Annotated in this window: 18 protein-coding genes; 8 read left to right on the top strand and 10 right to left on the bottom strand. The window is 57.4% G+C overall.

Annotated elements, in window-relative coordinates; translation table 11 throughout:
* Positions 1 to 8 precede the first annotated feature (8 nt).
* Together VL547_RS01555 and VL547_RS01560 are read right to left on the bottom strand one after the other, a co-directional pair.
* A complete protein-coding gene (locus VL547_RS01555) occupies positions 9 to 881 on the bottom strand; it encodes a hypothetical protein (protein ID WP_325574441.1) in 873 nt (290 codons plus the stop codon).
* 23 nt (positions 882 to 904) lie between these two features.
* Positions 905 to 3,733, bottom strand: a complete 2,829-nt coding sequence (locus VL547_RS01560; RefSeq protein WP_325574443.1) for a TonB-dependent receptor — start codon at positions 3,731 to 3,733, stop codon at positions 905 to 907.
* A 40-nt stretch (positions 3,734 to 3,773) separates the two neighbouring features.
* Here VL547_RS01560 and VL547_RS01565 point away from each other — a divergent pair, with 40 nt between their 5' ends.
* Together VL547_RS01565 and VL547_RS01570 are read left to right on the top strand one after the other, a co-directional pair.
* On the top strand, positions 3,774 to 4,247 hold the full coding sequence (locus tag VL547_RS01565; RefSeq protein ID WP_325574445.1) for a hypothetical protein: 474 nt from the start codon (positions 3,774 to 3,776) through the stop codon (positions 4,245 to 4,247).
* A gap of 39 nt (positions 4,248 to 4,286) precedes the next feature.
* Positions 4,287 to 4,937: a Pr6Pr family membrane protein gene (locus VL547_RS01570; protein ID WP_325574447.1), complete on the top strand. Its 651-nt coding sequence runs from the start codon at positions 4,287 to 4,289 to the stop codon at positions 4,935 to 4,937.
* On the opposite strand, the gene rhaM is transcribed toward VL547_RS01570, so the two are convergent.
* The 3 genes from rhaM to VL547_RS01585 all read right to left on the bottom strand — a co-directional run bounded on the left by rhaM (position 4,934) and on the right by VL547_RS01585 (position 7,084).
* On the bottom strand, positions 4,934 to 5,251 hold the full coding sequence (gene rhaM / locus VL547_RS01575; RefSeq protein WP_325574449.1) for an L-rhamnose mutarotase: 318 nt from the start codon (positions 5,249 to 5,251) through the stop codon (positions 4,934 to 4,936). The genes VL547_RS01570 and rhaM overlap by 4 nt on opposite strands.
* Positions 5,252 to 5,345: 94 nt before the next feature.
* A complete protein-coding gene (locus VL547_RS01580; RefSeq protein ID WP_325574451.1) occupies positions 5,346 to 6,059 on the bottom strand; it encodes a LytTR family DNA-binding domain-containing protein in 714 nt (237 codons plus the stop codon).
* Positions 6,056 to 7,084 carry a sensor histidine kinase gene (locus VL547_RS01585; protein WP_325574453.1) on the bottom strand — a complete coding sequence of 343 codons (1,029 nt, stop codon included), beginning with the start codon at positions 7,082 to 7,084 and terminating at the stop codon, positions 6,056 to 6,058. The genes VL547_RS01580 and VL547_RS01585 overlap by 4 nt, the downstream gene beginning before the upstream one ends.
* A gap of 142 nt (positions 7,085 to 7,226) precedes the next feature.
* Between VL547_RS01585 and VL547_RS01590 the strand changes: the two genes are divergently transcribed.
* The 5 genes from VL547_RS01590 (at position 7,227) to VL547_RS01610 (ending at position 12,255) form a co-directional block, all read left to right on the top strand.
* The gene (locus VL547_RS01590; protein ID WP_325574455.1) at positions 7,227 to 7,994 is read left to right on the top strand and encodes a hypothetical protein; all 768 of its coding nucleotides are present in this window, start codon (positions 7,227 to 7,229) and stop codon (positions 7,992 to 7,994) included.
* A 102-nt stretch (positions 7,995 to 8,096) separates the two neighbouring features.
* Complete coding sequence (locus VL547_RS01595) at positions 8,097 to 9,347, top strand: aminotransferase class V-fold PLP-dependent enzyme (protein ID WP_325574457.1); 1,251 nt, start codon at positions 8,097 to 8,099, stop codon at positions 9,345 to 9,347.
* Between the two features lie 48 nt (positions 9,348 to 9,395).
* Entirely contained in the window at positions 9,396 to 10,400 is a 1,005-nt protein-coding gene (locus VL547_RS01600) for an aldo/keto reductase (RefSeq protein WP_325574459.1), read from the top strand.
* Between the two features lie 88 nt (positions 10,401 to 10,488).
* A complete protein-coding gene (locus VL547_RS01605) occupies positions 10,489 to 11,115 on the top strand; it encodes a DUF4396 domain-containing protein (RefSeq protein ID WP_325574461.1) in 627 nt (208 codons plus the stop codon).
* 33 nt (positions 11,116 to 11,148) lie between these two features.
* Positions 11,149 to 12,255 carry a S1/P1 nuclease gene (locus tag VL547_RS01610; RefSeq protein ID WP_325574464.1) on the top strand — a complete coding sequence of 369 codons (1,107 nt, stop codon included), beginning with the start codon at positions 11,149 to 11,151 and terminating at the stop codon, positions 12,253 to 12,255.
* Here the strand turns inward: VL547_RS01610 and VL547_RS01615 are convergent.
* Positions 12,242 to 12,736 (bottom strand): GNAT family N-acetyltransferase, encoded by a 495-nt coding sequence (locus VL547_RS01615; protein WP_325574465.1) that lies wholly within the window; start codon positions 12,734 to 12,736, stop codon positions 12,242 to 12,244. The genes VL547_RS01610 and VL547_RS01615 overlap by 14 nt on opposite strands.
* A gap of 140 nt (positions 12,737 to 12,876) precedes the next feature.
* On the opposite strand from VL547_RS01615, the gene VL547_RS01620 reads away from it, so the two are divergent.
* Complete coding sequence (locus VL547_RS01620) at positions 12,877 to 14,292, top strand: serine hydrolase (protein WP_325574467.1); 1,416 nt, start codon at positions 12,877 to 12,879, stop codon at positions 14,290 to 14,292.
* A 422-nt stretch (positions 14,293 to 14,714) separates the two neighbouring features.
* On the opposite strand, the gene VL547_RS01625 is transcribed toward VL547_RS01620, so the two are convergent.
* From VL547_RS01625 to VL547_RS01640, 4 genes are all read right to left on the bottom strand, one after another.
* Positions 14,715 to 15,344 carry a response regulator transcription factor gene (locus VL547_RS01625; protein WP_325574469.1) on the bottom strand — a complete coding sequence of 210 codons (630 nt, stop codon included), beginning with the start codon at positions 15,342 to 15,344 and terminating at the stop codon, positions 14,715 to 14,717.
* A 9-nt stretch (positions 15,345 to 15,353) separates the two neighbouring features.
* Positions 15,354 to 16,727: a response regulator gene (locus tag VL547_RS01630; RefSeq protein ID WP_325574471.1), complete on the bottom strand. Its 1,374-nt coding sequence runs from the start codon at positions 16,725 to 16,727 to the stop codon at positions 15,354 to 15,356.
* Positions 16,724 to 17,170: a response regulator gene (locus VL547_RS01635; protein ID WP_325574474.1), complete on the bottom strand. Its 447-nt coding sequence runs from the start codon at positions 17,168 to 17,170 to the stop codon at positions 16,724 to 16,726. Before VL547_RS01635 ends, VL547_RS01630 begins: the two co-directional genes overlap by 4 nt.
* 4 nt (positions 17,171 to 17,174) lie before the next feature.
* Positions 17,175 to 18,129, bottom strand: a 955-nt coding sequence (locus tag VL547_RS01640; protein WP_325574477.1) for a sensor histidine kinase, incomplete at its 5' end; no start/stop codon positions are given.

The following is an 18,129-nucleotide window of genomic DNA, read 5'->3' on the forward strand; positions in this document are numbered from 1 at the left end:
CCGAACTCCTAGTCCATCAACGATAGATACGGCGCGATCTTCCAGTCGCGCCCCCGAAGCTTCATAATCCTGCGACGGAACGAAGAGATGCGCTCATACGCCATCTTGTCGGGATGTATGATCTCCGGTAATATGCGCGCGCTGTTGGACAGCATCTCATCGGGCGTGGTATATTTTTCAAAAAACCGTTCGAGCACCACGCGGAACTCCTTCAGGTTCCAATAGTGGAACAGGTACGGCGCGGCCGCATGGATGCGCAATCCGTGCCATTGGAAGGTATACCCGAAGGCGAACTGCTCCACGGTGTGCCGTGGGAAGCGCGGGTAGAGCCCGTCGGTCAGGCCGAGCACTTCCTTCAGCAGCGGGGCATGCATCGGCGAAAACCCGATCGTCCCTGCATTCCACATATCCATCTCCAGCGCATCCGGCAATTGTTTTTTCAAAAAGGACCGCCACTTCTTCAGGTGGATGTTCCCGGCTTCCCCGATGGACCCCTCGCAATTGTGCATCACCACCGCCTTATCCGACAGCGTGTCGAAGAGCCCGTCCAGCGTCTGAAGACAATAGGTATCGCAGTCCACATACAGCAACTTCCCCTCGAACGTCCGAGTCACTTCGCGCAGCATCTCAATCTTCGGACGGAAAACGAAGTCGTATTTTCCCCTCCATATCTGGATCTGATCCATACCGGTCTTCCGGGTATGCAGGGTCAAACGGTCCTGTACAAACGAAAACTCCTCCGGCCTGTCCGTGTACAGGATAATTTCCGGAGGAGTTTTGCCGGCGGCCTCATAGACCGCTATCAGCCGCAGCAGGGCGTATTTGCATTCCCGAAAGATGTCCGCCTTGCCGTAGGCTATAAAAAAAAGGTACTTCGTCATCGGGACGAAGATAGGAAAATCACCTAGAAGCTAAGCCCCACCCTGGCGAACATACGCAGCCCGTCGAAGCCCATCTGCACCGCATCCCAGGGACCGCCCGTTTCCCCGTCGTAGGCGGAATAGTGGGCCCCGGGTACCGCGCCCAGGTCTGGGTGCACGTTGAACAGGTTGTCGACACCGGCCGACGCGCTCAGGTGCTTGGAGAACTTATAGGACACGTACAGGTCGGTTACCATTTTGCCGTGGTAGTTGAACTGCTCGGGCACGAGCGTGTTCGGGTCGGCGTCCAGCGCTACTTCCGGCGGATAGGTGTTGTCATAGCCATAACCCAGCAGGACGATCTTGCCAAAATAGGTCAGGTGCGTGCCCACGCCGAATTTATGGACGTCATACTCCACATTCAGGTCGGTCTTTACGGGCGGAGCGGAAGCCTTTACGAAATCCTGCTCCCGTTGGCTGAAAAAGGTCTGCTGGTGGTCGTAGTCGATGCTCAGGGCCGCCGGGATATTGATCTTGTCGATGGTCATGTGGTTCAGGTTACCGGCCAGCAGGAACCGCAGGCTTTCGCGGCTGCTGATATGCCAGGTATAATCCGCCACGAGGTCGAGCCCATAGTTGGTCGTGTTGACCGCGTTGGCGAAGAACTGGGCGTCGTCCACGCCCAGCTGCTGGAGGATGGGTGCGATGGCGTGGATGCTCGTATCGAATTCCCCGGTGAGCACCACCCGGTCCTTGATCTTGACCAGGTACCCGTCCACCGTGATGGTCAGACCGGGCGCGGCCTTCCATGAAAACCCGAGGCTGGCGTTGAAGGACTTTTCCTGTTTCAATTTTGGGATACCCGCGGCCTCGGTGATGGGGTTGTCGTTGGGCGCGATCTTGACGACGCTGATCGACCCCGCCTGCACGTTGGTTTCGGTGTTGCTGAAGTAGATCTGCTGGAGCGACGGCGCGCGGAAACCCGTGCTGACCGAACCGCGTATGTTGAAGTTGGGCGCGATCTTGTACCGGGTCGAGAGCTTATAAGTGTTGACGAAACCGAAGTCGTTGTAATTTTCCAGCCGTACCGCCCCGTCGATCAACCACGCCTTGGTGACGTCGAGCTCACCCTCGGCGTAGCCCGCGATGTTGGAGCGGTTGGCCTTTACGACGTCCGCGGGTTGGAACCCGGGGAAACCCTGCGAGCCCGCGGCCTTGCCGGCGGCGTAGCTGGTGTAGGAGGCCTCCTCCCCCTTATAGATGCTGTACACCTCGTAGCGGTATTCTGCGCCGAAGCTGAACGTGAGCCCGGAGGCCACGTGGGCGTAGTGCTTGGAGAAGTCCGCGTTCGTGGTGTTCTGGATCAGGTAGAAGCCACCGTCGTTGAAGGTGTTACGGTTGGCGCCCGCGGCCCCGAGGGAGGCGTTAAAGGTTTTTATACCGTGGTAGTGGAAGTTGTTGCCGCCGGTATTGTTGCTGAAGTCCCAGTCCAGGCCGCCGGGGAAGGTCCCGCGGACACCCAGCGCCAGCGAGCCGTCGGTGATGTGCACACCTTCCTGCGGGTTGAAGTAGACGTCGTTGTCCGGCGTGATGGTGTTTGGATCGGTATCCACCGGCGCGCTGGGGTTGACCAGGCGCATGATCCCGGGGACATACACCAGATTGCCGTTGGCGTCGGTCGGGAAACGGCCGGGGCTGCCGGAGAAGTTGCGGCTATACGCGTAGACGTTAGAGTATTTGTAGTTGTACCCTCCGAAGGCGTAAAAGGTGGATTTTTTTGCGGGTCCCAGCGGGATTTCGGAGTTGAGCATGACGCCGCCGGAGGTCACGGAGCCATCCCCGTTGGCGCGCCGGCCGGTGTTGACCGAAAGGGCTTTGGGGTTGGTCCAGACGTTGGTATCCGGTACCTGCCGGAACGTTTTACCCTGGGCAAAAAAGTTGCCGGAGAGGTCCAGGAAGCCGCCGTTGCGACCCAGGGGAATTCCGTAGTGCAGCCCCAGGGTGCCGGCCTGTCCATCGAGCCAGTGGCTGGTGACATACTGGTTCTGACTGGTCTTTGCGTTCAGCGCATTGAACTCATGGTCGTAGTATCCGGACCAGCCGGCCGAGGCGGTGAATTTATTCACGTCCCGTTTGAGGATGATGTTGATCACGCCCGCGATGGCGTCCGAGCCGTATTCCGCGGAAGCCCCGTCCCGGAGGATTTCCACCCGGTCGATGGACGCTTCGGGGATGGCGTTCAGGTCCGTCCCCGAATTACCCCGGCCCCTGGTTCCGAACAGGGCGACAAAGGCGGTTTGGTGGCGGCGTTTCCCGTTGATCAGCACCAGCGTCTGGTCGGGCCCGAGCCCCCGGAGGGTCGCCAGGTCGATGGCGTCGGCCCCGTCGCCCCCGCTTTGCTTGTTGTAGTTGAAGCTCGGCACCGACATGTTCAGCTGTGACGTCATGTCCGGCTTGGCCGTAGTGTTCGCCACGGAGCCGATGTTGATCACGTCCACCGGCGTGCTGGATTCGGTGCTTACCCTGGGCCGCCGCGAACCGACCATGACTACCTGGCCCAGCTCCGACGCCGACGGCGTCAGCTTGATCTCCATCATGCCGCTGGCGACGGGGAGCTCGATGGCAGCATAGCCGACGCTGCTGATCTGGAGAACGGACCCCGGCGGCGCGGATAACGTAAATAAACCCTCCGCATTGGTCGTCGTTCCCCGGCCCGTGCTTTTCAGCCGGACCGCGGCTCCGTCGATGGGTTGTCCCGTGGACGCGTCCGTAACCTTACCTTTGACGGAGAGCGTCTGAGCGACCCCGTTAAAATAAATTATGGAAAAAGCTAATGCGAATAGATAGCAGAATAAAGGTTTCCTCAAGCTCATACGTTCTCGTTTTGGTATAAATTCAAGTTAACTATAATCTGTGAGAGCTGCAACCATTCACGATCTAAAAAAGGAGCTATCGACCCTGTCATCCGGCGATTTGGTGGAGTTTTGCCTGCGCTTGGCCAAGTATAAGAAGGAGAACAAGGAGCTCCTGACGTTCCTGCTCTTCGAGGCCCATGACCTCGTGGGGTATATGGAAGGCGCCAGGGCCGAGATAAGGGAACAGCTGCAGGAAACCAACGCGCAGCCCTACCTGATGAAAAAGACGATCCGGAAGGTGCTTCGGACCACCAACAAGTACATCCGCTACGCCGGCAGCAAAGAGGTGGAGGTGGAGCTATTGATCTTCTTTTGCCGGGAATTGAATGAGCAGAAAATCCCCATCCACCGGAGCACCCAAATGATCAACCTGTACGCCCAGCAGATAAAAAAGATCACCAAGGCCATCGAGGGGTTGCACGAGGACTTGCAGTATGACTATCTGAAACAACTTGCGGCGCTCAATGCCTAAATTTTTATATCTTGGTGGCCGGATAGCCGATTTCCAGCTATGCTACAATCCTATTCATTGCCTGCCGCCATCTGTCGGGTCCTGTTAGCCCTGACCGGTTGGGTCATCCTGGTCCTCCAGTTTGTCCTGGCCCACTCGACGGGTAAAGCGCTCGGTCAGACGATGGGCATGACCACCGCCAACTTCTTTAGCTACTTTACGATCCTGACCAACTTCCTGGTCGCCTTCAGCCTGACTATGTCGATGTTCAGCAGCCGTTCGGCCATGGGCGCGTTTTTCTCCCGGGCTACGGTCCAGACCGCGATCGCGGGCTATATGCTGGTCGTCGGTTGCGTCTATAACGTCGTCCTCGCCAAGCTGGTCAACCTCCACGGCAGCGCCTGGGTAGCGGACTTTTTTCTCCACACCCTGTTACCGCTGTTCTACCTGGGTTATTGGGTGCTCTTTGTTCCCAAAGGGTCGCTATGGTTAACCGCGCCGCTGGCCTGGCTCGCCTACCCCTTCTTATACCTTTGCTATTCCCTGGCGCGCGGCGCCCTCCTGGGATGGTATCCCTATCCCTTCCTGGATGTCTACAGCCTGGGCTATGAGCTGGTGATCCGCAACGCCGGCATCGTGCTGGCGTGTTTCCTGATCTTTTTTTACGCCCTGATTTTGGGGGACAGGGCCCTGGGAAAGCGGGAGCGCTAGCCTTCCAGGTAAAAAACCTCCTGTAGGGGGGAGGTTACCGGCGACTGATCCGGGTTCGTCTCCATGACATCTTTCATAAAGTCCCACCAGCGCTGCATCACCGGCTCCCGCGGCAGGTCCTCAAGCTTGCGGCTGTCGGCGATTTGCATATAGGCAAAGAGCGTCAGGGTCCGTGGGTCTAAAAATATCGAATAGTCCCGGATACCCGCTTCGTGCAGGAGACCGCTCAGTTCCGGCCAGATGACGGCGTGCCGCCGCCGGTACTCGGCCTCGAAACCGGGGAACAATTTCATGGTGAAGGCGATGCGTTGCATGGTGGGGAAGGTACCAAAATCGCCGCACAGATCATTCCTGCTCACTCCTGCGTGGCGAAAAGCCCCAACAGGGCCTCCGCGCGCAGGTCGTTATCTAGAACAATTTCCCCTGGATAACCCCCATAAAATTCTCCTTATACTTCTCCGAAATGGGAATCTGCTTGGCCCCGATATAAATATGATTGTCCTGTATCTTCTGCAGCTGCCGGATGTTGATGATATACGAATTGTGCACCCGCACAAACGGCAGCGACAGCTGCTCCTCGATGTCCTTCAGCCTGCGGTAGATCAGTATCTGCTCACGGGGGGTGACGAGCCGGACGTACTCTTTTTCACCCTCGAAATAGAGGATGTCGTCGAGCAATATTTTGCGGAGCTCCTTTCCCGACTTGACAAAGAAGTAGTCGCCCAGGGCCTTGGTCGCGACCGACGGGTCTGATTCCCGATGCGCCGCGAAATACCCCTCGATCTTTTGCTGCGCCGCCAGGAAGCGCTTCAGTGTAATCGGCTTGAGCAGATAGTCGATGGTGGGGAAATTGTAGCTGTCCAGGGCGTACTCGGAATAGGCGGTCGTAAAAACGATCTTCGTCTCGGGGGGCAACAACCCCGCCATCTCCATCCCGCTCAGCTGTGGCATGTTGATATCCAGGAAAACGAAGTCCACGCGCTGCTGCTTGAGGAACGTCATGGCCTCGAGCGCGTCATAGCACTTGTGGCTGAGGGTCCAGCCGGTGGCCTGCCGGATGAACATGTCGAGCAGGTCCACCGCGTTGGGCTCGTCGTCGATGATGATACAGCTTAGGTTCATGCGGAAGGATTTAACGGGATGGATAAATAGGCGGTATAGTACAGCCCCTCGACCTTTGTCTCCAGCTCGAAGTCGTTGCCGTACAGGATGCGGAGCCGCTGGCGGAGGTTTTTGATCCCAAACCCGCTGGCGTGATCGGAGGTGGGATTGTACAGCTTGTTCCGGGTCCTGAAATGGAGCCGGGTGCCGTCGCTCGACAGGCTGATGTCTACGCTGTTGAGGGGGCTGGTTTTGTCGATGCCGTGCTTGAAGACGTTTTCCACGAAGGTCATCAGCAGCATGGGGGGTACCTTGGTCTCGGTGTCGCACTCCTTGCTAAAGCGGATGTGTACGCCATACCGGATGCGGATTTGCTCGAGCGCCATGTAGTTTTCCAGGAAACGGATTTCGGTGGCCAGCTGGACATACTGCCTGGGGCTTTCGTCCACGAAGTACCGCATGATCTCGCTCAGCCGCTCGATCAACAAGGCGGTCCGCGGCGCTTCCCGGTAGGATTCGTAGTAGATGTTGTTGAGGGTGTTGAACAGAAAGTGCGGTTGCACCTGTGACTTCAGGAGGTTGAGCTCCGCCTGGCTTTTTTGCAGGAGGATTTCCTGGGTTTGTTTTTTGAGCCCGAAATACGCGATCGCGATCCGGAATATCAGGCTGAGGACATAGATAAAAACGTTCGAGATCATACAGGCGTAAATCGTCTGCATCATATTCTCGTGGTCGTGCTTCTGGGCGAACCAGTTGTTATATATCCAGGTGTAGGTCGCCCCCCGGACAAAGCCCAGGACGACGATGAGCGCGATGACGGACAGGATATACCAGGTACGCTTGCCCGTGAGGTAGAGCCGGGGGAAAAGCACCAGGATGTTGGTATAGATCAGGGTGGCATAGAAGATACAGTGCAGGACGGCGTAAGTCCCGGACTGTTTCCATCCGTCCTCGGATACGTAGGTGACAAAGATGAGCAGGCAGACGAATACCCATACGAGCCATTGTAACGTCTTCGTGGATGCCCGCTCAAAGAATGACTTCATGACCCAAAAATACGATCCTTTTTGGGCTTCCCACCCGCTTCAACGCCTGTGGCCGATCCTTCAACGGTTCGGGCTGTTTAAAATATATGTCCAGCCGTTGAAAGGTCTTGACGGCACGAATAAGGAGCCGCAATTTTACACCATGCGTTTATCCGCCGTATTGTTGTTGTTTTCTCTACAGGCCTCGGCTCAAACCGTGGACACCATCGGCTGGGGCCATACCGCCCTGCAAACCGCTTACCTGAAGCCTGGCCTGCGCCAGTACTTCATCTATATGGGGGACACGGCGTCCAAAAAGACGCTGGTGTTCTGGTACTGGCTGCGGAGCATTGAGCAGGTGGATGGGGCCTTTCGCATCACCCAGCACTGGTACGGACAGGACACGAATATGTATCGCGAGGTCTACTCGTTGAACAAGGCTGCCGATTTCGCCCCGGTGTATCATAAGGAGATAAAGCGCGGGAAAACCTTCGCTTATAATTGGGCGGACGACAGGATCAGCGGCGCGGACAGCGTGTGGGGGAATGCCGCCAAGGACTTTTCCCTGGCCTTTTCCCGGCCCAACCTGAATTGGAACCTGGATATTGAAACCTTTGAAATGCTTCCTTTGGGGGCCGGGAAGGCCTTCGCCATCAATTTTTACGACGCGGGTCTGGACCCTCCCCAGTACGTAGTCTATAAGGTCAGCGGGAGCGAGGTCATCCAAACCCTGAACGGCGCCCGCGTGGATTGCTGGAGGCTGATAACGGAGGGTGACGCCAAAAACATGCACTACACCGAAACCTACTGGATCAGTAAGAGAGACCATGAATTCCTCAAAGAGGAGGACCGGTACGGGTCCGGTTTCCGGCTCAAGCTCCTGATGCCCGAAACTACGCCCGACCCAATGCGCAAGATACAGGGAGTATAGCCATGAAAAACACTCCCGTTATTACCGGTCTTTTAGCCCCAGCTTCCTGGCAAGTGGCGCGGACATTATTTTTTTTCAGAAAGATAGTGTACATTCCCCTCAATGGACAAACGCACTTTTCTGAAAGGCATGGCCCTGGCGCTCACCGGCGAGCCCCTGTCGCGCTGGGTGGCGCGGTTCGAGCACCTGAGCCCACTGGCCACCGCATCGGACGAAACCTTCTGGGAGGGCGTCCGCGGCGGTTACCGTCTGACCCCCGACTACATCAACCTCGAGAACGGCTACTACAACATCCTGCCGGAAGCCACGCTGGAGAGCCTGATTAAAAACATCCGGGACGTCAACTACCAGGGGGCGCACTACATGCGTACCGTTCAGTTCGACAACAAGCACGCCATGGCCGCCCGGCTGGCGGGTCTGGTCGGCGCCGCACCGGATGAGGTCGCGATCACCCGCAATACCACCGAGTCCCTCGACATGGTCATCGGCGGCATCCACTGGAAGCCCGGCGACGAGGCCATCATGGCTCAACAGGACTATGGCGCCATGCTGAGGATGTTCCGGCAGGCGGCCGACCGGTATGGCGTTGTCAATAAAATCCTGTCGGTGCCCAACCACCCGGCCTCCGACTCTGAGATCGTCGACTTGTATGCTTCGATGATCACCCCGCGCACACGCCTCCTCATGGTGTCGCACATGGTCAACATCACCGGCCAGATCCTGCCCGTGAGGCGCATCTGCGACATGGCCAGGGCAAGGGGCGTGGCCACCATGGTGGATGGGGCGCATACCGTCGCGCAAATACGGTTTTCCATACCCGACCTGGGGTGCGACTTCTTTGGCGCTAGTCTCCACAAGTGGCTGAGCGCGCCGCTGGGCACCGGTTTGCTCTGGGTGCGGAAGGACCGTATCCCCGACGTCTGGCCGCTACTCCCGGAGCCCGACGGTTCCGTCACCGGGATCGGGACGCTCAATCATACGGGTACCTTACCGGTTTGGTCCGACCTCACGGTAGGCGCGGCGATCGACTTTTATCAGCAGATCGGGCCCGAACGCAAAGAAGAACGGCTCCGGTACCTCCAGCAATACTGGACGACCCGCGTCCGGAACGCACCCGGCATCGTGCTGAACACCCCCGCCGATCCCGCCAGGGCCTGCGCCATCGCCAACGTGGGCATCAAGGGCATAAAGCCCGCCGACCTTGCCGATACCCTCCTGAAACGCTACAAAATCTACACGGTCGCCATCGACGGTGCCGGCGTGCAGGGCTGCCGCATTACCCCCAACATCTTTACGACGCCGTCAGAGCTCGACGTGCTGGTGAAAGCGTTGTTTGAATTGAGCAAGGTTTAGTTTGAACCGGGCAATACGAGGGCTTGGCCTGCGCCTTACCTTTGTGGCATGCAATACAGATTTTTGGGAAAAACGACAGAAAAACTATCCGCCATCGGCCTGGGCTGCATGGGCATGAACCACGGCTATGGCGTCCCCGATGAGGCCGAAGCCGTCGCCACCCTGCACCGCGCCCTGGATCTGGGCGTCAACTTCTGGGATACCGCCGACATATATGCCAACGGCGCCAACGAGGAGCTGGTCTCCAAGGTGCTCGTGCCCAACCGGGATAAGGTTTTTATCGCGACCAAGTTCGGTTTCCGTCACTACGACGACCGTAACCCCGGTGTGCCGGGACAAGGCGGCACCTACTTCGACGGTTCCCCCGGCTATCTGAAGTCTGCCGCGGAAAGAAGCCTGAAGCGGCTCCGTGTCGACGTGATCGACTTGTACTATGCCCACCGCATCGATCCCAACGTCCCGGTCGAGGACATGGTCGGCGCCATGGCCGACCTCGTGCGTGAGGGTAAGGTGCGCTACCTGGGTCTGTCGGAAGCCTCCGCCGCCTCGCTTCGCAAAGCCTGCGCCGTCCACCCCATCGCCGCCCTCCAATCCGAATATTCCATCCTCACCCGCGACCTGGAGGCGGAAATACTCCCTACCTGTCGTGAGCTGGGCATCTCGCTGATCCCGTTCAGCCCGCTGTCCCGGGGGCTCCTCCTCAATACCGTCGACTGGTCCGCATTGGGGACGGACGACATCCGCAGGAACCTGCCCCGCTTTCAGACCGAACACCTGGCCAACAACGAAGGTCTCGCCGCCGGTTTTGCCGCCCTGGCCGCGGCCAGGGGCTGCACCGCCGCCCAGCTGGCGCTTGCCTGGGTGCTGGCCCAGGGAAAGGACATCATCCCCATCCCCGGCACCAAGCGCCGTAAATACCTCGAAGAGAATGCCGCGTCGGCGGACATCGTCCTTTCGCCCGGCGACCTCCAATCGATCGACGACCTGCTGGCCGCCTACCCCGACACGGGCAAGCGGTATGGGGAGGGGGCGATGAAGCTGGTGAATAACTAGCCGCCCACGGTCGCGCCCACCCGGGAAGCGCGCCGCAAACGTGCGTATGGTAAGGTTTTTGCGGTGAAGTCGCTTCAAAAACACCTGAATGACTGCTATCGATGAGATCGCCTGGCTGTTTATCCTGTTAGCTATCCTCTCCGCATTGATCATCGTGATCGACCAATTTACCCGCCCGCGCCGCCGGATGTGGATCATGAGCCTGGTATGGCCGCTTACGGCGCTGTATGCGGGCCCCGTCGGACTTCTCCTGTACGTCCGCCTTGGCCGTCACCGCAGCCGGTCCGGCTCGGTTACCCGAAGCACCCTCCATTGCGGGGCCGGTTGCACCCTCGGGGATATGGCGGTAGCCCTGCTGCCGCCCATCCTGGTGGCCGGAAGCCCGCTCGTGGGCCATATGACCCTGGCCCTGGCAGGAGCCCTGCTTTTTGGCATCCTCTTTCAGTACTTTGCCCTGAAAACCATGAAAGGAAAGGGTTTTTGGCGCACCCTCCTGGACGCCTTTAAGGCCGATACCCTCAGCGTACTGGCCTGGCAGGCCGGGATGTACAGCGGCATGGCGATAGCTATTTTCATGATTTTCAATGAGTCCCTATCCGTCAAGAGCCCGGTTTTCTGGTGGATGATGCAGCTCTCCATGATGCTTGGTTTTTGTACGGCCTATCCTGTTAACTTTCTGCTGGTAGAGTCCGGCTTGAAAAAAGGGATGACCTGAACCCCTATATTTGCCCCCACTTCATCCATCAGCATGAAAAAAGCCCTTTTGCCCTTCGTGGCTCTCGTTGCCCTTGCTTTGTTGTCCTGGGGCGTCACCGGTCACCGCACCTGCGGCCGGATTGCCGAAAACCACCTCAGCCCCGCGGCCAGGGCGGCCGTCCATGACCTGCTCGGGGATGCATCCCTGGCGGACGCCAGCACCTGGGCCGACGAGGTCCGGTCCGTGCCCGAGTATAAGAATAATGGTCCCTGGCATTACATCGACCTGCCCCTGGGTTTGTCCTTTAGCGACTTTTCCGCCCAGGTCAAGGGCATGACCGAACCCAACGCCTACTGGGCCGTGATGAAGTGCGAAAACGAGCTCGCCTCCCCGAATACGCCCCACGACCAAAAGGTCGTCGCCCTCAAATACCTCATCCACATCGTCGAGGACCTGCACCAGCCGATGCACGTCAGCCGCGCCGAAGACAAGGGCGGTAATACTATCCAGGTACAATATGACGGCCAGGGCACCAACCTCCACGCTCTTTGGGACTCCAAACTGATCGACCACGGCGGCCTCAGCGACGCCCAGCTGGCCGCCCAGTGGGACAACGTCTCCCCCGATAGGATCAAGGAGTGGCAAAGCGCCGGTATCCTCCAATGGATGTGGGAAAGCTACCAGGCCGCCACCCGCCTCTACGGAGAGATCGATGCCATGCGCAACCGCACCCTCCCCGACGACTACTACGACAAGCACATGCCCATCGTCAAGGAGCGCATCCAGATGGCGGGCATCCGCCTGGCCGGCCTCCTCAACGACATATACAGCGGCCACTTCACCCCGCCAGCGGTACCCAATGTGACCATGGCCGCCCCCGCTTCTCCTGCCGCCGGCGACGCCTCCGTGGTCACCGTCTGCGACCGTATCTATGGCGGCAAGACCTTCACCTCCGGTATGTCGCTCCTCAACTTCGGCGCCGCCTACCCGAACCAGAAGCTCACCATCGTCATCAAGGCCGAGGACCACGCAAAATTCCACGACGCCCCCGACATCTACTACGACGGCAAAAAGGTCTGCATCACCGGCAAGCAGCAGATGTATAACGGTAAGCCCGAGATCGTGGTGACGGACCCGTCACAGATTAAGGAGCAGTAGTTTTTGCAAACCGCTCCAATTCCCCGTCTTCGACCTTTGTAAACCCATTCCGCTCCAGCAGCCGGGACGACCGGATATTATCCCTATGGGTAAACGCCTCGATGGTCTTTAGCCCCAGCACCGCAAATCCAAAATCCAGCACCTTCTTCGCCGCCTCGTCCATAAATCCCTGCCCCTGGTACTCCGGGTGGAGCTCATAACCCAATTCGGCGGTAAGCCGGTCGTCGGAGAAGTTCCAGAGACAGATCGTCCCGATCAAACCGCCGTCGCGGAGCGCAATCGCCCAATATGTCCACGATTGAGTAAGCCCGCCGTCCAAAATGGTGTTGATGAACATCTGCGCCTGCGAAATATCCTTCGGCGGAGTCCGGTCCAGATAGCGGTTCACCTCTGGATGGCCGCGCAGCGCCAGCAGCGCCACATCATCGGTGTGCTGGAGTTGGCGCAAGGTCAGGCGCGGTGTGAGTAGAGAAGTTTGCACGTCTAAATGTACGAAACCCACCCGTTGCCTGTATCGAAACCGAACACCGCCGATCGCGAACTCCTAATCAATTAGTTGATTCCAAATCACTTAAAATCCCGGCACAGAAAATGATTCAAAACTCAAAAAATCAACTACTTATGCGCAAAGCCCTCCTGATGGTCGCGATTGCACTGGCGACGAGGTCCACTGCCCAGGTCAATATGGACACCATTGTCGAATCCGCCGGAAGAATCATGACGGATAACCAACCAAACGACGAGCTGTCCATTGGCGTCATTAAAGACGGCAAAGTCTACAAATACAATTTCGGGACGAAGGTGACCCCCACGAGCCAGACGATCTATGAGATCGGCTCGATCACCAAAACATTCACGACCTACCTGTTGACAAAAGCGGTGGTGGACGGTAAAGCGTCCCTCGACGACGATATCAGGAAGTATCTCAAAGAACCGTACCCCAACCTGCAATACCAGGGAACGCCGGTAACGCTAAAGAACCTGGTGAACTGGACGAGCTCCCTGCCCAACAACATCCCGGACGTTACGCTCTTGAAAGACAAATTCCCGGCGGATTCGATCCCGCGCGAGATCGTAAAGCTGAACGAGCACTACACAAAGGAGGACTTCCTGAGGGACCTGCACCAGGTGACGCTGGCCACGAAGCCAGGCTCGACGCCCGCCCACTCCAACGCAGCGAACCAGCTCCTGGGTTTTATCCTGGAGAACATATACAAAATGCCCTACGAGGTGATCGTAAAAAAATACATCACCGGGCCGTTAAACATGTCTAATACCGGGATCACACTGACAACACAGCAACTAACACGGCGCGCTGAGGGCTATGACGATAAAGGTCTCAAAGAGCCCCACATCCCGTTATTCAACGGTGCCGCCGGCGCCATGAAATCCTGTTTGGACGACATGCTCAAATACATCGCCTTCCAGCTGGACGAGTCCAACCCGGCGGTCATGATGACCCACAAGGCCGCCTGGGGCGATCCCCAACAATTTGCCATAGGTCTGAACTGGTTCCTGGGGACATTTGAGGGGAAGCGCCGGGTGAACATGGATGGGACGACCTTTGGTTTTACGTCCTATTGCCTGTTATATCCCGAGCTGCATTTCGGCGTGATGGTGATGACCAACGAATGCGTCAATAATTCGAGTATCCAGGACAAGACGGAGGCTATCGCGAACAAAATCTTCGTGGAGAGCAATTATACACCGGAAGAACGAACCGACGACGCCTTCGGTTTCTCAAAAAACATCAAACGCCTGGCAAAGACGGGAGACACGACGGGTCTGGACGAAAACGAGGTCAATTACTGGGCGTACAGCCTCCTGAGAAAAGGCAAGAGCGAATACGCTTTAAAAATCTTCCAGCTGAATACCCAGCTCCATCCCGACAGCTGGAACGTCTACGACAGCGAAGCCGAAGCGTACGAGGACATGGGCGATAAGGCAAACGCCGTCAAATTCTACAAGCGATCCCTCGAGCTGAATCCAAAAAACACCAACGCCGACGACCACCTGAAGAAGCTGGGCGCCTTGTAGTTGAAATGCTACCGTCAATAGAGCAAAGGCAGCGATCCCGCAGGAACCGGGCGGGCGCTACTTTTACATCATAAGGTTTTACTGGTTAACGGTAAAAAATTTAAGAAGAGGTAAGCATAGAAAACCCCGCATATCCATGTGGGGTTTTACATTTTCCCCCGCCGGGCCGCCACGTATTCCCAGGCCACATCGTGGGGCGCAAAACGTACGGGCAAAAAAAAAGAGACCCGAAGGTCTCTTTCACCAATGATTTTGGCGGCTCTTAAAACGGGCGGATAGGGTACGGACTACTCAGATAGGATATTGGATTCACGCCTGCAACGATACAAAGATGCGCCCAAACGAAAGCGTTATCGATAGCGCGGAATGGGAAGTGGACATCGAAGATCGACGATCTCCTATAGTATAAACGCCACAAGGCGTCAAATCAATTTATTTTCCAGTGCATACCGCGTCAGGTCCGCGTTGGAGCCAAGGTTCATTTTCGTCAGGATCTTGGCCCGGTAGGTACTGACGGTGGAGGCGCTGATGGAGAGCTGGTCGGCGATCGCCGAAATGGATTTGCCCGCTGCCAGCAGCTGGAAAATCCCGAATTCCCGGTGTGTAAGCAGCTCGTGGGCCGGTTTGGGAGAGCTCTCCTGGTCCAGCTCGTTGACCAGCTTGTCGGCGAGCGACGGGGAGATGTATTTGCGACCCATCAGGACGCGGTGTACCGCCCGGACGAGCTCCTCGGGGGCGCTGTCCTTGCTGAGGTAGCCGGCGGCGCCGGTTTTCAGCGCCCGGATGGCGTATTGTTCCTCCGGGTACATGCTGAGCACGAGCACCGGTGTCCTGGGGGCGTGTTGTTTCATGTGCTGGACGACATCCAACCCTGTCTTGCCTGGCATCAGCAGGTCGCAAACCACGACATCCCAATGGTCGTGCAGGCTTTTTTTGATCAGCTCCTCCGCGTCCCGGCATTCATCGACCCGTGCCGAAGGGAATTCCTCCAGGAGGATTTGTTTCAATCCTTTTCGGATCAGGGCGTGGTCGTCAGCGATGATAATGTTCATTAAAGCGTTTTATAGTGGGATCGAAACCGTCCAGCGCATTCCCTTGCCCGGTTCGCTGCTGAGCGTATATTGGCCGTTGAGCAGAAATACGCGTTCCTTAATACCCAGGAGCCCAAAACTTTTTTTCCTGGGGGCCGCCGTCAAATCCATGCCCGCCCCATCGTCCCGGATCTCCATGACGACGCGCCCTTCATCCATGCAAAGGCTGCTATCGATGCGGTGCGCGCCCGAATGGCGGACGGCATTCGTCAATACCTCCTGGTAGATACGGAAAAGGCCGGTACTGATACCCGGCGGCAGATCGATGTTCGGCGGTTCGGATTCGAAGGCCACCGTGATACCAAACCGCTTCTCCACGTCCTGACCCTGCCATCGCAACGCTTCGGCCAGGCCAAAGTTGTCGAGCAGGTGGGGGCGAAGGTTGGAGGCGATCCGGCGAACCGACGTTACCAGGTCTTCGATCAGCGACATGGCCTCCGTAAATTCCTGCTGGAGACCGCTTTTTTTGGATAGTGAATACAGCGCCATCTTCAACCCGGTGATTTGTTGTCCCAATTCGTCATGGACGTCCCGGGAAATCTGTATCCTTTCCTCTTCCCGGACGTTTTGCAGGTGGGCCGACAATTCCCGCAGCTCCAGGTTCATCTGCCGGATATCCGCTTCCGCCTTGAGTTGCTCCGTGAGGTCGTTGATCAGGACCAGCCGGGCGGAGTGGTTGTTATAGAGTACGGGTGTCGAAATGATTTCGGCGTCGATCACCCTTCCATCCTTCGTCAGGTGTTTTACGAGGCCGTCCTCCCGGGAGCGTTGTATGCTGCCGAGGTCCAGGCCTTTGAATTCGGCGGGTGTATAACCATACAACCTTGCGGCGGCCGAATTGACGGTCAAAAAGCCTAGTGTTTGTTCGTCAATGACCCACGCCGCCAGTGGTGTCAGCTCGAAGAGCTGCCTGTATTCCTCCTCACTTTGACGCAAGGCGGCTTCGGTCAGCATCTTTTCCCGTTTAATCCGGCGTTTTTCCATGGCCCTGTCGATCGCAGAGGGTAACCGCGTCAGGTTGTTTTTCAGGATATAGTCGTCGGCGCCTTTCTGGATGACATCGACGGCGAATTCTTCGGAAACGGTCCCGGTCACCAGGATAAAAGGGACATCGACCCTGTGTTCCCGCAGCACTTTCAGGGCCTCCAGGGAATTGAATTGCGGTAGCGAGTTGTCGGCCAGCACTACGTCGAAGCGCCCCGAGTCGATCGCCTGTTCGAAATCCGCCCGGTCGCTGGCAATATGGGCGTCGGTCGACAGTCCTGCGTTCCGCAGAAAACGCTGGATCAGTTCGGCGTCGAGCGGGTCGTCCTCGAGCTGCAGTATGGTCAGGTCTTTTTTCATAACGAGGAACCCGGTGGGGTTTGGTTCAACAAAAGCCAGTACATGCCCAGCTCGCTGACGGCCCGGGCAAAGGATTCGAAGTTTACGGGCTTGACGATATAGCTGTTTACGCCTAACTTATAGCTTTCGATGATGTCCCGTTCTTCCTTTGAGGACGTCAGTACGACCACGGGAATCAACCGTGTCCATTCATTTTCTTTTATCTTTCGCAGGATTTCCAGCCCGTCGACCTTGGGCAACTTGAGGTCCAGCAAGATCAATTTCGGCCGTAACTGGCGCAGGCCGGCGTCTTCGGCCGGAAAGAGATAAGCCAGCGCCTCTTCTCCGTCATCGATGTGCTTCAAATGGTTGGCGAGGTTGCTTTTCCGGAGGCTGCGGATGGTCAATTCCGCTTCGTGTGGATTGTCTTCGATCAGCAGGATTTGTATTTCGTGTCTTTCCATAATGTCATCGGCCTGGTATGGTGAAAAAAAACGTGGCGCCCTCTCCTTCTTTTGCTTCCGCCCATACCTTGCCGCCGTGCCGGTGGACGATCCTCTGCACCAGCGCCAGGCCCACGCCGGTACCCTCGAACTCACTTGGCTTGTGGAGACGCTGGAAAATGCCGAATAGCTTATGCGCATAGTTCATGTTGAAGCCAACGCCGTTGTCCCGGATCGAATAGGTCGCCATCCGTCCGTGTCTGAAGGAGGTGATATGTATGCGGGGTTCGGGTTTCCCGGAAGAATACTTGAGCGCGTTGGAGACAAGGTTGATCCAGACCTGGCGGATAAGCCGCTCGTCGCAAACTGCCGGCAACAGATCGTCGTTGCTAACCGTGGCTTTGACGGATGCGGACGCCAGCTGCTCCTGGACGACGGAGTCGACCAGCCGGTTCATATCCACCGCGGTGGTGACGAGCTCCTGCCGTCCCTGGCGTGAGAGGTTGAGCAGGTCGTCGATCAACTGTCCCATTCGCCGGGCGCTGGAAACGATCACGGCCACCGTCCGCTTGCCTTCCTCGTCGAGGGCGTCGCCATAATCGCTGGAGAGGATATCGGCAAACCCGTCGATGATCCGGAGCGGCGCCCGGAGGTCGTGGGAGACCGAGTACACGAAAGCCTCCAGCTCCCGGTTCACCGAAGCGAGCTCCTCCGTTCTTTCGGCAACCTTCCATTCCAAGGTTTCGTTTAGGTTATTGATGTGGCGCTGGGCGTTTTTGAGCTCCGTCACGTCTATGGATACGACCATCGCGGAAAAGATAGTCCCTTCCTTGTCCCGGAGCGGGACAAAACGGGATACGAAGTCGTAGTCGCCCCTCCTGATTTCCCTCGAAAAGGATTCTCCCGCGAAAACCCGTTTGAGCCCTTCGACGAATTCCCGGTAGATCGACGGGATAAGGATATCCGAAATCCTTTGACCC

It is taken from the genome of Dinghuibacter sp. (genome assembly GCF_035492835.1).
GTDB lineage: Bacteria > Bacteroidota > Bacteroidia > Chitinophagales > Chitinophagaceae > Dinghuibacter.